General features: G+C 73.7%; 9 protein-coding genes. 3 read left to right on the top strand and 6 right to left on the bottom strand.

Features of this window, described 5'->3' with window-relative positions; translation table 11 throughout:
- The first annotated feature begins 17 nt into the window (after nt 1-17).
- Complete coding sequence (locus tag ACT2CW_RS06480; protein WP_445515865.1) at nt 18-2,102, top strand: 3-hydroxybutyrate oligomer hydrolase family protein; 2,085 nt, start codon at nt 18-20, stop codon at nt 2,100-2,102.
- A gap of 43 nt (nt 2,103-2,145) precedes the next feature.
- Here the strand turns inward: ACT2CW_RS06480 and ACT2CW_RS06475 are convergent, their stop codons facing one another.
- From ACT2CW_RS06475 to ACT2CW_RS06450, 6 genes are all read right to left on the bottom strand, one after another.
- The gene (locus ACT2CW_RS06475; RefSeq protein ID WP_445515864.1) at nt 2,146-3,210 is read right to left on the bottom strand and encodes a zinc-dependent alcohol dehydrogenase family protein; all 1,065 of its coding nucleotides are present in this window, start codon (nt 3,208-3,210) and stop codon (nt 2,146-2,148) included.
- A gap of 84 nt (nt 3,211-3,294) precedes the next feature.
- The gene (locus ACT2CW_RS06470; protein WP_445515863.1) at nt 3,295-5,709 is read right to left on the bottom strand and encodes a GH92 family glycosyl hydrolase; all 2,415 of its coding nucleotides are present in this window, start codon (nt 5,707-5,709) and stop codon (nt 3,295-3,297) included.
- A 162-nt stretch (nt 5,710-5,871) separates the two neighbouring features.
- On the bottom strand, nt 5,872-6,663 hold the full coding sequence (locus tag ACT2CW_RS06465; RefSeq protein ID WP_445515862.1) for an SDR family NAD(P)-dependent oxidoreductase: 792 nt from the start codon (nt 6,661-6,663) through the stop codon (nt 5,872-5,874).
- Nucleotides 6,664-7,076: 413 nt separating this feature from the next.
- Complete coding sequence (locus ACT2CW_RS06460) at nt 7,077-8,246, bottom strand: amidohydrolase family protein (protein WP_138910860.1); 1,170 nt, start codon at nt 8,244-8,246, stop codon at nt 7,077-7,079.
- Nucleotides 8,247-8,249: 3 nt separating this feature from the next.
- Complete coding sequence (locus ACT2CW_RS06455; protein ID WP_445515861.1) at nt 8,250-9,608, bottom strand: glutamine synthetase; 1,359 nt, start codon at nt 9,606-9,608, stop codon at nt 8,250-8,252.
- Nucleotides 9,609-9,807: 199 nt separating this feature from the next.
- Nucleotides 9,808-11,022: a CdaR family transcriptional regulator gene (locus ACT2CW_RS06450; protein WP_445515860.1), complete on the bottom strand. Its 1,215-nt coding sequence runs from the start codon at nt 11,020-11,022 to the stop codon at nt 9,808-9,810.
- 167 nt (nt 11,023-11,189) lie between these two features.
- Here ACT2CW_RS06450 and ACT2CW_RS06445 point away from each other — a divergent pair, with 167 nt between their 5' ends.
- Nucleotides 11,190-12,587, top strand: coding sequence for an MFS transporter (locus ACT2CW_RS06445; protein WP_445515859.1), 1,398 nt, complete (start codon nt 11,190-11,192; stop codon nt 12,585-12,587).
- Complete coding sequence (locus tag ACT2CW_RS06440; RefSeq protein ID WP_445515858.1) at nt 12,584-13,876, top strand: NAD(P)/FAD-dependent oxidoreductase; 1,293 nt, start codon at nt 12,584-12,586, stop codon at nt 13,874-13,876. The genes ACT2CW_RS06445 and ACT2CW_RS06440 overlap by 4 nt, the downstream gene beginning before the upstream one ends.
- The last annotated feature ends 37 nt before the right edge of the window (nt 13,877-13,913 follow it).

Here is a 13,913-nt window from a genome sequence, read left to right as displayed (position 1 = left end):
TCAGTGAGGACCCGTCCATGCCGTCCGCACCCCGGCTGTCCGCCCTGCCCCTGGTCATCGCCCTCACCACGGCCCTCGCCACCCCGCTCGCACACGCCGCAGGGCCCGCCCCGTCCGCTCTCCCCTCCTTCGTCGGCGAGCTGACGGCGCGGCACTACGACGGGAGGAGCGACGATCTGCTCACCGCCGGACTCGGCTTCACCGGGCTGCGCGGCCCGATACCGCGGGCCGCCGACCCCGACCGGCCCACCGCCGCCGAGCTGCGCCGCCAGGCCATCTGGGGTTCGGCCGGGCTGTCCGCTGGCTCCGGCGGCGGCCTCGGGCGGCTGTACGGCCCCGATGTCGACCGAGGCCGGCCGGTGCCGGGGGACGGCAAGGTCGCGGGCGTCGAGTACCGGGCCGTGGCGGGCACCGACGCCCACAGCGTGAGCTTCGTCGTCCAGGTCCCGGACGACATCGACCGCGACCGGCCGTGTGTCGTCGCCGCGCCCGCGACCGGGCTCGGCGGCGTCTACAGCATGGTCGGCACCGCGGGGGCCTGGGGCCTGCACCACCGCTGCGCGGTCGCCTACACCGACAAGGGGATGGGCCCGGCCTTCGACGACCTTCACTCGGGCACCGTCATGGCCCACGACGGAACCACCGGTCCACGCGCGGAACTCCGCGGCCGTACCGCCTTCGACGCCGGGCTGAGCGACGCCGAGCGCGCCCGCTTCGACGCGGAGCACCCGTACCGCGTCGCCTACAAGATGGCCCACTCGGGGGCGAATCCGCAGGCCACCTGGGGACGCGACGTGCTGCGCTCGATCCGGCTCGCCCTCGCCGTACTGAACCGCGACTGGCGCGACGGAGCGCCCCCGGCGGGCTACACCCCCGCCTCCACCACGGTCCTGGCCACCGGGGTCTCCAACGGCGGCGGCGCGGCCGTCGCCGCGGGCGAGGCCGACCGCACCGGGCTCATCGACGCGGTCGTGGCCTCCGAACCGCAGCTGAACCTCGCCCCCCTGGACGGAATCCGGGTCCGGCAGGGCGGGCGGGCCGTACCCGCCGCCGGACTGCCCCTGATCCGGTACAACGCGCTGGCCTCACTCCTCCAGCCGTGTGCCGCGCTCGCCGAGCCCACCGCGCCCGGCTATCCGGGCCTGGACGTGTCCGCCGCGCGGCGCCGCTGCGCCGCCCTCGTCGGCGACGACCCGCGGCTGATCCCGCGCCGGGACGCCGAGCGGGCGGGTCCGGACGGGCTGCCGCGCCTCGCCCAGGACGCCCTGGTACGCGCCGGATTCCAGCCCCAGTCGGGGTATCTCCAGGTCTCGCACTACGACCCGCAGACCCCCGCCTCCTACGCGATGAGCTTCGCCCGCGCCTCGGTCGACGACGCGCTGTGCGGCTACGGCTGGGCCCGCACCGACTCCTCCGGGACCCCGGTCCCGTATCGCCGGGCGGAGCTGGCCGGCGCCTTCGGCACCAGCTCCGGCCGGGCGCCCGCCCCGGGCGTGCTGATCGACGAGAACTCGCCCGGCGGACCCGTGGCCGACGCCCGCTCCGTCGGACCCGGCGGCGAGCACGACTACAACCTGCGGGGAGAGACCTGCGTCTACCGGCTCGCCTTCCCCCGGGCCGGCGCGCCGCGCGCCGAACGGGACTGGGCGGCACGGCTCGCCGAGGGGCTGGACGAGACCCGGCGCGACGGCGATCTGCACGGCAAGCCCACGCTGATCGTGCAGGGCCGCGACGACACCAGGGTGCCGGTCAACCACAGCTCACGCCCGTACCTCGGGCTCAACTCCCGGGCTCAGGGCGGGCGGGGCACCGTCAGCTATGTCGAGGTCACCCACGCCCACCACAGCGACTCCCAGGCGGCCGGGTTCGACAACCGGTACGTCCCGCTCGGCTACTACTACCAGCAGGCCCTGGATCTGATGGGGGAGCGGCTGCGGGGGCGGGCCGGGCTGCCGCCCAGCCAGGTCGTGCGCACGGTGCCGCGCGGCGGTGAGCCGGGGCACGCCCCCGAGCTGACCCGGGCCAACGTCCCGCCCATCGCCTCCGCTCCGGCGGCGGGGGACCGCATCCGGGTGACCGGCGGGACGGTGTGGGTGCCGTGAGCACCGCGCGGTGACGGTTCGTCAGCTCCCGGGTGGGGGCGTGTCAGTCCTCGCCCAGGGGCGGGCGGTGCGGTTCGATGACCGTGACCCCGCCCCGGCCCCCGGAGGCCATCGTGGACAGCGCCTCCGGGACCGCGTCCAGCCCGATCACATCGGTGACCAGCAGATCCGGCCGCAGCGAACCGGCCTCGACCATCTCCATCATCGGACCGTAGTCGTGGGCGGCCATGCCATGGCTGCCCAGCAGCCGCAGCTCCAGCGCGATCACCCGGTCCATCGGGATCATCGGGGTCCCGGCGGCCGGGGGCAGCAGCCCGACCTGGACATGGCGGCCGTGGCGGCGCAGGCTCTTGATGGACGCCGCGCAGGTCCGCGGGGAGCCCAGCGCGTCGAGCGAGACATGGGCGCCGCCGCCCGTCGCGTCCGCGACCGCCTCCGCCACCGAGCCCAGGGTGGACGCCACGTCCACGCACACCGCCGCGCCGAACCGGGCGGCCAGGGCGAGCGCCTGCGGCGAGATGTCCACCGCCACCACCCGGGCCCCGGCCGCGGCGGCGATCATCACCGCGGAGAGCCCCACCCCACCGCAGCCGTGCACCGCGACCCACTCGCCCGGCGCCACCCGGCCCTGGGCGACGACGGCGCGGAAGGCGGTCGCGAAGCGGCAGCCCAGACCGGCGGCGGTGGTGAACGACAGCTCGTTGCGTATCCCGACCAGGTTCACATCGGCGTTCTCGATCGCCACGTACTCGGCGAACGAGCCCCAGTGGGTGAACCCCGGCTGCGTCTGCCGCTCGCACACCTGCTGGGCGCCCTCCGCACAGGCGGCACAGCGCCCGCAGGCGCACACGAACGGCACGGTGACCCGCTGCCCCGGCCGCCAATTGAGGACGTCGGGGCCGACCTCTTCTATCACCCCCGCCAGCTCATGGCCGGGGACGTGCGGCAGCTGGATGTCCGGGTCGTGCCCCATCCAGCCGTGCCAGTCGCTGCGGCACAGCCCGGTGGCCTCGACGCGGATCACCGCGCCGCGCGGGGAGGGAGCGGGGTCCTCGACGCTCCGGACCTCGGGCCGGCGCCCGAACTCGTCGAACACCACTGCGCGCATGGACACCGCTCCCTCGCTCGACCACATCCCCCATGGCCCGTGTGTCCAGGCGGGCCATAGAACCTACACCACAACCGGCCGGTATCAGCCCTTGCGGGTGGCGCCCACCGACGGCGGTTCGGCGCCCCGGCCGGTGCCCCAGGACGAGGGCTCGGTGGACAGCCGGTGGGCCAGCTTCCCGCCGTGGGCCACCTGGTCCCAGTCCAGCCAAGTACGCACCACGTTCCGGCCGTTCAGCGACACACTCCGGACATACCGCTTGGCGTCGCTCGTGCCCGGCGCGGTGACCGTGAGCGTGCCGCCCTGCCGGGTGCCGTAGTGCCCGATACGGACCACGGCCGAGGAGAACTGCGGGCTGGACAGGGCGAGGAAGTCCCCGCCGCTCATCGTCGGGTACAGACCGAGCGAGGAGAAGACGTACCAGGCCGACATGGTGCCGAGGTCGTCATTGCCGGTCATTCCGTCCGGCCCGGTGGTGAACAGGGTCATCGCGGCCCGCACCACGGTCGCCGCCTTCGCGGGCGCGCCCGCCCACAGATACATGTACGGGGCGTGCAGATCGGGCTCGTTGTTGGGGTTGTAGGTGGGCTTGCCGTAGTAGTCGTACGGGGCGGAGATCCAGTCCTTACGGGCGGTGCCCGCCGGGTCGGTGAGCAGCTTGCCGTAGGCGAAGAAGTCGTCCAGCCGCTTCTCGGCCGCGCTCCTGCCGCCCATCAGCCCCACGAGCCCGGCCGGGTCCTGCGGCACCAGCCACTGGTACTGGTACGCGCCGCCCTCGTGGAACTGCCGGCCCGCCTCCACCGGGTCGTACGGGGTCACCCACGCGCCATCGGCCGTCCGCGGCCGGAACTGCCCGATCGAGGCGTCCCACAGCGTGCGGTAGGTCTGGCCGCGCTCGGCGAACATCCGGGCGTCGGCACGGTGTCCGAGCCCGCGCGCCATCAGGGCGAGCGCGGCGTCCGCGGCCGAGTACTCCAGCGTGGCCGAGGCGGGGTGGACACAGTCGTTGTCGCCGCCCTTGTCGGCGCAGTCGGTGCCGAGCTTCAGCCCCGAGGGGACGTAGCCAAGCTCGCGGTAATAGTCCACTCCGGAGCGGCCGTTGTAGGGCGAATCGGCGGGCGGGGTGCTGGTGGCGTTCTTCTTCAGCAGCGCGTACGCCTCGTCCTCGTGCCCGGCCAGCAGGCCCTTGGACCACGCCTCGACGAGGAAGGGCGTCACCGGGTCACCCGTCATGATGTTGGTCTCGCTGTTGGCCAGCGCCCAGCGCGGCAGCCAGCCGCCGTCCCGGCCGATGGCGACCACCGACAGCGCCACATCGCGGGCCACCCCCGGCTCCACCAGCTCCAGGAACTGGTTCTGCGGCCGGTAGGTGTCCCACAGCGAGAAGTTCTGGTACGGGGTGTAGCCGGAGGCGGTGTGGGTCGCGCCGTCGAAACCGGTGTAGCGGCCGTCCACGTCGCCCGCCACATTGGGGTGCAGCTGGGCGTGGTACAGCGCGGTGTAGAAGGCGCGCTGCCGCTCCTCGGTGCCGCCGCCGACCCGGATCGCGTCGAGCTTCTTCCGCCAGGTGTCGTGCAGCGCGGCGCGGGTGGCGTCGAAGTCGTAGGAGTCCCCGGTCTCGGCGGCGAGGTTCTTCCGGGCGCCCTCGGGGCCGGTGTACGACAGCCCGACCTTGACCACGACATCCCGGTCCTGGGTCGCGTCGAAGGTGGCCCAGGCGCCGTTGCCGCCCTCGCCGGCCGCCTCGCGGGAGCCGGGGGTGGGGGTGGTGCCGCGCCAGGTGCCGTAGGAGGCGAAGGGGCGGTCGAAGGTGGCCGTGAAGTAGACGGTGTGCCGGTCCTTCCCGGCACAGAAGTTCCCGGCCTCCACCCGGCCCTCGACGGTCCGGTCGCCGACCACGCGGATCTCGGAGCCGAAGACCTTCTGATTGGCCTTGCCGGTGTTGAACAGCACGTTGGCCGCGCCGGTGGCCGGAAAGGTGTAACGCTGCCAGCCGGTGCGCCGGGTCGCGGTCAGCTCGGCGTCGATGCCGTAGGACTTCAGGCCCACCCGGTAGTAGCCCGGGGTGGCCTCCTCGTCGTCATGGCTGAAGGTGGAGCGGTAGTGCTCCGGGTCGACGTCGTCCACGTCGCTGACCGCGCCGGTCGTCGGCATGATGGGCAGCTCGCCCGCCACCCCGCAGCCGACCCCGGACAGATGGGTCTGGCTGAAGCCGTGGATGGCGTTCTGGTCGTAGTCGTAGCCGCCCTGGCCGCCGGTGTCCGGGCTGACCTGGACCATGCCGAACGGGGCGCTCGCGCCGGGGAAGGTGTTGCCGAAGTTCTCGGTGCCCACGAACGGATGGACCAGCGAGGTGGGGTCCTCCGGAGGGGAGGCGGCCGAGGGGGCGGCCGCAGCGCCCGGCGGCCCCAGCAGACCGCCGCCCAGCAGCGCCGCCGCCATCACGCCCGCGACCGTGCCCGCAGCGCGCGCACGGATTCCACCGATCAGCGACCGCATGGGACGCACCTCCGTATGACAACGTTGTCCGACCAGGGTCGCGAAACTTTGGCACGGGGGCTGGGCGGTGTCAATGACCCGCGCGCGGGCGGGTCATCGACGGAAGGGCCGACGACACCGCCCGCGCGCGGGGCCGTGGCGTCCGGGCGCGCGCGGGTGGCGCTATCGCTTCTCGCGCTGCCCGTCGGCGAGCTGACGGGACGTAGCACCCGCGCCCGCGCCCCGCTGGGCCCGCTCGGCGATGCTCGGGAACAGCCCGCCGATGGCGCTGCCCAGGCGCAGCTCCAGCGGGGCCACGTTCACCTCGGCCCGGTTCCGCTCGACCGCCCGGATCGTCGCGGCCGCCACCCGCCGGGAGGAGACCGTACGGACCCCGGCGGGCAGGGATGTGCCCGCGTCGGCGAACATCCCGGCGTCGCCCACGAATCCGGGCTGCACCAGCGAGACCCCGACCCCCGTGCCGTGCAGATCCTGCCGCAGCCCGAGGGCGAAGCCGCGCAGCCCGAACTTGGCCGCGTTGTAGAGCGCCGCGCCGGGGGAGGCCGTACGGCCCGACAGCGAGCCGATCATCACCAGGTGGCCGGAGCCCGCCTCCACCATGCGCGGCGCCATCAGCCGGGACAGCAGGATCGGCGCGCGCAGATTGACATCGAGGGCGCGGTCCAGCTCCTCCGTCCGGTAGTCCAGGACCGGGCCGCTGGCGGGCAGCGCGGCGTTGGCGATGACGATTCGGGCGTCCGCCGCCTCCTCGACGAGCCGCTCCACATCGGACCGTTCGGCCAGATCGGCGACGATCGCCTGGCCGCCCAGCCGCTCGGCCAGCGGCCGCAGCACCTCCTCACGGCGCCCGGTGAGCAGCAGCTTGGCGCCCTTGGCCGCGAACGCGCGGGCCAGTGTCTGGCCGATGCCGCCGGTGGCCCCGGTGAGCAGGACGGTCGTGCCGGCGATCCGCATACGATCTCCTCCGGTTACGGTCGAGTACGTTCCGGGCACCGTACTGCGTATGCGCTCCGCGCCGGGCATGGGCCCCGGTCCGCCACGTGTACGCACGCGGCGCTCCGGGGCCGGGCTATGCGGTAGGTGACGGTGTTCACACGTCGCTCGCGTTGGCCGCTGCTCTTTCGGTCGGCCGGCTGCGGCGCCGTCGTGGCTGGTCGCGCCCGCGCGGCGGAGCCGCACATCGACACAGCCCCGCGCCCCTTCGGGGCGCTGCCCGAACCGTAGCGGACTTCCTCCGACCTGCTGAGGAGACCTGTCGGCTGCCGGGCGGAGTGGGCATCTGACCCCGTACCCGCGCGGGGCGGTGGCCCGTTGCTCTCCGGGGCAAGGGCGGGCAGGCCGCTCAGGTGAGCCGCGGGCCTGGGTGGCTACCCCTCGCGGGGAGCAGGGGTGCCCAGACCATAGACGCGGCGGGCGTTGTCCGCGCCCAGCAGCGCGGCCACCCGGCGGGCGTCGCGGCGGGACCAGGCGCCCTCCGCCACCCAGTGGGTCAGCAGCGCGGTCAGCGCCTCCCGGAAGAGCCGCGCCCCCACCACATACAGTTCGGGCAGCCCGTAGGCGTCGGTCGAGAAGAGCACCTTGCCGAACGGGGCGAGCTCCAGCATCTCGGCGAGCACCGCCCCGGCCCGCGCCCCGGTGTGCGACAGGGCCAGCCCCACATCGGCGTACACATGCGGGAAGACGGCGGCCAGATAGGCGGCGCCGCGGTGGTACGGATAGCCGTGCAGCAGGATCAGCGTGCAGCCCGTGGGGCGCACGGCGCGGATGAAGTCGGTGAGGGCGAGCGGATCGCAGCGGTCCAGCCGCAGATCAGGATCGCCGAACCCGGTGTGCAGCTGGAGCGGCAGCCCGGTGTACGCCGCCGACCACAGCAGATGGCGCAGCAGTACGGGGTCGGTGACCCGGGCGGCGGCGGTGCCGCCCTGGGCGCGCCGGGCCAGCCAGTGTTCGGCGGCGGTGTGGACGGCGCCGGGGCCCGGCGGATCGGGCTCGAAGTCCAGGCCGTAGCGGTAGGCGGCCACCGACTTGAAACCGGCCGCCGTACGGGCCGCCTCCCGGATCCCGTCCGCCACTCCGGTCAGGAAGTCGTCGGCGGTCAGCGAGGTGTCGGCGATCCGCTCCGCCAGCTGCTCGAGACGGACGATCTCATGCGCGGTGCCGCCCGCCGCCAGGGCCAGCTCCTGAGGGCTGGTCAGATTGCCCGGCAGCCCGGTGTCCACCAGGAACTCGCTGATCCCGGCGGCGCTCAGCAGCCGCCGGGTCACCTCCCGCGCGCCCAGCTCGCGCCGCCGGGCGAGGTAGGGCGCGGGCGGGCAGTGCGGTTCGAGGTCCAGCAGCGGCGGACACCAGCGGCGCACCGCGAACCCCAGCTGGCTGTCGAAGAAGGTGGTGCCGAGCGCGGCGGGCGCGTCGGATTCGGTCAGGAACGCCTCGAATTCGGCCGAGCCCAGCTCGGAGCGGGCCACCCCATGGCAGTGGTGGTCCACCAGGGGCGGCAGCGGCGGCTCGGTCGGATCCGTCTGCTCGGCGGACTCCATCGGTCAGTACCGCCTCCGGGTCGCGACGGCGATCTCGCGCGGGGACGACTTCTCGAACAGCGCGGCCTCCGCCCGGCGCACCGCGGCGATGGACTCGAAGAGCGGATCGCCCAGCGCCTCGCGCAGCACGGCCGAGTCCTCGAAGTGCTCGAGCGCCGTCAGCAGCGAGGTGGGCAGCCGCCGCTCGCGCCCCTCGACGGCCGGGTCCCCGGAGACGGGCGGGGGCAGCGAGAGCCCGGCGTCCAGCCCGCCGAGGCCCGCGGCGATGACCGCGCCCGTCACCAGGTAGGGGTTGGCCGCCGGGTCGAAGGACTTGATCTCGGCGTTGGAGGCGCCCGGGTCGTCCGGCGCGCCGGTGATGAAGCGCACCGCGGCCTCCCGGTTCTCCAGGCCCCAGCACTGGTACGCCCCGGCCCAGCGGGAGGGTTCGAGCCGGAGGTAGCTCGCGGGGGAGGGGGCGCCGATGGCGAGCAGGGCGGGCAGCTCGCGCAGCACCCCGGCGAGGAACGCCTCGGCCGTCGCGGTCATGCCGCCCGGCCCGTCGCCGTCCCGGCACAGATTGCGGTCCCCCTGCCACAGGCTCAGATGGAGATGGGCGCCGTTGCCGACCCCGCCCGGGTCCACCACCGGGCCGAACGTCGGGTTGAACCCGGCACGCCCGGAGCACGCCCGGATCGTCTCCCGTACCAGCACGGCCAGATCGGCGGCGCCGACCGGATCGGCGGGCGCCAGGGACACCTCGAACTGCCCGGGGGAGTACTCGGGGTGGAGCTGGTGCACCTCGGCCTGCTGCGCCTCCAGCGCACCGAGCAGATCGGCGAGGTAGTCGGCGAGGTCGACCACCCGCGCCATGCCGTAGGCGGGACCCGCGGTGGGGTAGCACGGCGGGTCCTGGTCCGGGTCGCCCGTGGTGACGACCCACTCGGTCTCGAACCCCATGCGCACGGTCAGCCCCCGCTCCCGCGCCCGCTCGGCCATCCGCCGGGCGAACAGCCGCTGGCAGACGGGGTGCGCCCGGCCCTCCTGGTCGTACCGGTCGACCGGGGCCCAGGCCCAGCCGGGCTGCGCGGCCAGCGGGGTGAGCCGGTCCAGGTCGGGGAGGAGCCGCAGATCCCCGTCCGGGCCGCCGACATGGCGGCTGGTGGTCATGGAGTCGTCCACGAGATAGACGTCGAAGACGGGGGACATCCCGACCCCGCGCCGCGCGGCATGGGGCAGCCGCGCGGTGGGCACGGACTTCACCCGGGTCAGACCCGCGTTGTCCACCCAGGTCAGCGCGATGGCCTGGATGCCGTTGGCGGTGAGCCGCTCGGCCTCCTGCCGAGCCCGTGCGTATGCCTGCTCGCGATCCCCGGTCCCCATGGGCGCCTCCTCAGCCACGTCCTGTACGCCGAGACTATTGCCTGTGGACGCTTCTGTGGTGACGCGTTGTCCCGATCGCATACGGGGTGTGACGGTGGCTTATGCCGGTCGGTGGTTGACACGACCGGCCGTGGCGTCGAGGGGATGGGCCCGCCCGCCGAGGCGTCCGGTTTCGGCCAGGTAGCGGAGACCGCCTACGTCACCTGGCCCCCTCCCGGAGGATGTCGGCGAGGGAGGCGAGATACATCTCGATGGCCTGGCCGGGTTCGCGCACCCGGCGGCCCGACAACTTCCCGATCTTCTCCAGCCGGTACAGCAGGGTGTTCCGGTGGATGTGCAGCCGCTCGGCGACCCGGACCAGCGACAGGCCGCCTTCCGCCCAGCCGATCAGCGTCTCCCGCAGCGTCGGCCAGTCCGGCTGCTCGTGCAGCCGCCCCAGCACCGCCTCGGTGAACCGGGCCCGGTCGTGCGGCGGTATCGAGCCCAGCAGATGCGGCACCCGCAGCTCCGAGGCGATGAAGACCCGCTCCCCGGGGAAGACCGCCGGTCCGGTGCGCAGCGCCGTCGCCGCGTCGCGATAGGAGTCGTGCATCCCGGCCGCCCCGGCCCCCGGCTCGCCGACGGCCATCCGGCCGTCCAGGCCATGGCGCTCCGCGAGCAGCGCCAGCAGGTGCTCGCACCGTTCGGGCAGCCTCTCCGGGGCCGCGCGCCCCTCGTGCGCGACGGCCAGCACCGCGTACCGCCCCGCGGTCTGCTCGCCCGCCACGTCCTGGCGGTCGCGGAACACCTCCCGCACCGTGCGCAGCACCGTCAGCCGGGACACCGGTGCGGGGCCCTCGTCCGCCCGGTCCGGGGCGCCCGCCGAGCGCACCTCCAGCAGCACCGCGCTGCGGGCCGCCCCGGGCGAGAGCCCCAGCTCGACCGCGCGGGCGGCCACCGCGTCCGGGCCGACCACCTCGGGGTCGTAGAGCGCGATGTCCCGGACGAAGTCGTCGACCGCCCGCTCATGGAGCATCCGCGAGCGCAGCAGCGCCGCCTCCTCCAGCAGGATCTCGGTCTGCCGCCGCACCACCAGGCCGAAGCGGTGCACCTCCTCGGGCACCCCGGTCAGACAGACGGTGCCGATCACCTCCTCCCCGACGGTGATCGGCAGGCTCATCCCGGGCCGCACCCCCCGCATCCGGCCCGCCTGCTCGGCGCTGTGGGTGGCGGGGCGCCCGGTGCGCACCACCTCCAGGGACGCCTCGTGGACGGTGCCGACGCGCGCGAGGTCGCCACAGCCGATGACGACCGCCCCGGGATCGGTGATCAGTACATTGAAACCGGTGATCCGCCCGATGTCGCGGGCGATCTCCTGTGCCAGCTCCGGCGTCAGTATGGGAGGGCCGCCGAGCGGGCCGCCAAGGTGGTCCATGGGCGGATCGTACAGACGCGCCCGCTCTCAGGGCGATGTCTTCATACGCTTTGAACGATGACCGGGGATCCATCGCTGCCTACCGTCTTCCGTCAACACCACCGGGCGCCCCGCACCGCCCGGCCATCCGTCCCCTCCTCCCCAGGAGCCCTCCTCAGGAGACGGCCATGAGCACAGCATCCCTGGAGAAGTCCCGTCCCACCCGCACTCACTGGTTGATCACGCTGTACGCCGGCGGCGGCGAGTTCTGCGACGGGTACATCCTCAGCATCATCGGCGTCGCGCTTCCGCTCCTCACCGCCGACTACCACCTCAACTCCTTCGACGCCGGAGTGGTCGGCTCGGCCTCCCTGATCGGCATGTTCGCCGGTGGCCTGGTCTTCGGCTATGTCACCGACCGGGTCGGGCGGCAGAAGGTCTATCTCTTCGACATCGCCGCCTTCATCCTGCTCTCCGCGGCCCAGTTCTTCGTCACCGATCCCTGGCAGCTCACCGTGCTGCGCTTCCTCATGGGCATCGCCATCGGTGCCGACTTCGCGATCGCGGGCACCATCGCCTCCGAGTTCGCGCCGCGGAACTCCCGGGGACCGCTGCTGGTCATCATGGTCACCATGTGGTCGGTCGGCGCCGCCGTCGCGTACGTCGTCGGCTGGGCGATGCTGTCCTCCGGCCACGACGACTGGCGCTGGATGCTCGCGAGCAGCGCGATACCCGCCGTCCTCATCCTGCTGCTGCGCTTCGGCACCCCCGAGTCCCCGCGCTGGCTGCTCAGCAAGGGCCGTGGCCAGGAGGCGGAGGCCGTGCTGAAGCAGATGCTCGGCCCCGAAGCGAGCCTGGACGACCTGGAGGCCGACACCGCCTCGCGCACCCGCTACGGCGACATCTTCCGCGGCGCCTATCTGCGGCGGACCGTCTTCGTCAGCGTCTTCTGGGCGTGTCAGCTGCTGCCGATCTACGCCATCACCACCTACGAACCCACCATCCTGGCCTCCTTCGGACTGGCCGACGGCAACGACTCCTACCTGGGCTCGGTCGTGGTGCAGATCTTCTTCGTGCTCGGCTCGCTCTCGGGGATCCTGGTCATCAACAAGGGGCGGCGCACCCTGCTCCTGTGGAGCTTCGGCCTGTCCGCGATCCCCCTGCTCTGCCTCGCGGCCTTCGCCCACCCCTCACCGGCCGTCGTGATCGTCCTCTTCGCGGCCTTCGGAGTGGCCTGCTTCTCCAGCCAGTGCCTCCAAGCCATCTACCCCTCCGAGCTGTTCCCGACCGGGGTCCGGGCCACCGCCAACGGGTTCGCCACCGGCATCAGCCGGGTCGGCGCCGCCATCGGCACCTGGGGAGCGCCCGTCGTCCTCGACCACAGCACCCGGCTGGCCATGCTCCTCGGCGCGGTGATCTGCGCCATCGGCTGGGGAACGTCGTACATCCTCGCCCCGGAGACCAGCGGGCTCACCCTCGCCGACGCCAGTGCGGCGGATACCGACCACAGCCCCCGCGGGCGGCTGCGGGCCCGCCGTGACACCTCCTCGACCACACCGTCCCCCGCGGTGAAGGAGCACTCATGACCTTTCCGGACACCCCGCCCTCCACGGTCACGATCATCGGCGGCGGAGTCGTCGGCCTGGCCTGTGCCCACTACCTCCGTGGTGCCGGGCTGCGGGTCACGGTCCTCGAACGCGACCGGCTGGGCAGCGGCGCGTCCCGTGGCAACGCCGGGGAGGTCTGCCCCGACCTGGTCGAACCGCTGGCCGCGCCCGGTGTCATCGGTACGGCGCTGCGCGGGCTGCGCCGCCGGGACGGCGCGCTGGCGATCCACCCCCCGGCCGGTGCCGAACTGCTGCGGTTCCTGGTCCGGTTCGGGATGCGGGCCACCTCGCGCCACTACGCGCGGGGGGCCGCCGCCCTCGGCGCGCTCGCGAAGGGCACCTTCGGGCTCTTCGAGGAGCTGGAGGCGGCCGGGGTGGACGGGGAGGCGCACAAGGACGGCTTCCTGTTCGCCTTCCCCTCCCGGGAGTACGCCACCGAGGCGCTCGCCGCCTTCCGTCGGCTGGACGCGCCCATCGCGCCCGGCGGTGTGCTGGAGGGGGCCCGCCTCGCGGCGGCGGAGCCCTCGCTCACCGAGGGCGCGCGGGCGGGTTTCGTGGTGGAGCGTCAGTGGTCCCTGGATCCCTCGCTCTTCGTGGACCGGCTCGCCGAGCGGCTGCGGAGCGACGGGGTGGAACTGGTCGAGGGGGCACGTGTCTCATCGATCGTGGACCGCTCCGGCCGGACCGAGGTCCGGACCTCGGCGGGCACCTTCCGCGCCGACACGGTGGTCATCGCGGCGGGCATCGGCTCGCGGGAGCTGGTGCGCGGGCTCGGCAAGGACATCGACCTGGTGGCGGGCAAGGGCTACAGCTTCTCGGTGGCGGCCGAGCCGCCGCCCTCCCGTCTGGTCCACCTCGGCGCGGCCAAGGTGGTGCTCACGCCGATGGGCAAGCGGGTCCGGGTCGCCGGGACGATGGAGTTCGAGCGCGACGCCGACCGGTTCCGGCAGCGGCGCATCGAGGCCATCGTCGCCGCCGCGCGCCCGTATCTGCGCCATGCCGACTGGGACGACCGCCAGGAGGAGTGGGTCGGGCCGCGGCCCATGACCCCCGACGGGCTGCCGCTGATCGGGCCGGTGCCGGGCCACCCCCGGGTACTGCTGGCCACCGGCCACAACATGCTCGGGCTGATGCTGGCGCCCGCCACCGGCCGGCTGGTGGCCGGCCTGCTGACGGGGACGGCGGATCCTGGGCTTTCCTCCACTTTCGCCCCGGTACGGAACATTCGTCGGTACTCTTGGCGTGCGCGCGACACCCGTGGCGAGTGAGCCGAAGGGGCGCGTCGCTGTCGTAAGGGAGAGCGCG

It is taken from the genome of Streptomyces sp. NEAU-174 (assembly GCF_052665095.1).
This window is presented reverse-complemented; position numbering and strand designations above follow the sequence as displayed.

Bases quoted from the DNA above. Each gene is read 5' to 3' on its own strand.
- ACT2CW_RS06465 (WP_445515862.1), bottom strand. From the start codon at position 6,663: ATGCGGATCGCCGGCACGACCGTCCTGCTCACCGGGGCCACCGGCGGC.
- ACT2CW_RS06440 (WP_445515858.1), top strand. From the start codon at position 12,584: ATGACCTTTCCGGACACCCCGCCCTCCACGGTCACGATCATCGGCGGC.
- ACT2CW_RS06450 (WP_445515860.1), bottom strand. From the start codon at position 11,022: ATGGACCACCTTGGCGGCCCGCTCGGCGGCCCTCCCATACTGACGCCG.
- ACT2CW_RS06480 (WP_445515865.1), top strand. From the start codon at position 18: ATGCCGTCCGCACCCCGGCTGTCCGCCCTGCCCCTGGTCATCGCCCTC.
- ACT2CW_RS06470 (WP_445515863.1), bottom strand. From the start codon at position 5,709: ATGCGGTCGCTGATCGGTGGAATCCGTGCGCGCGCTGCGGGCACGGTC.
- ACT2CW_RS06475 (WP_445515864.1), bottom strand. From the start codon at position 3,210: ATGCGCGCAGTGGTGTTCGACGAGTTCGGGCGCCGGCCCGAGGTCCGG.
- ACT2CW_RS06460 (WP_138910860.1), bottom strand. From the start codon at position 8,246: ATGGAGTCCGCCGAGCAGACGGATCCGACCGAGCCGCCGCTGCCGCCC.
- ACT2CW_RS06455 (WP_445515861.1), bottom strand. From the start codon at position 9,608: ATGGGGACCGGGGATCGCGAGCAGGCATACGCACGGGCTCGGCAGGAG.
- ACT2CW_RS06445 (WP_445515859.1), top strand. From the start codon at position 11,190: ATGAGCACAGCATCCCTGGAGAAGTCCCGTCCCACCCGCACTCACTGG.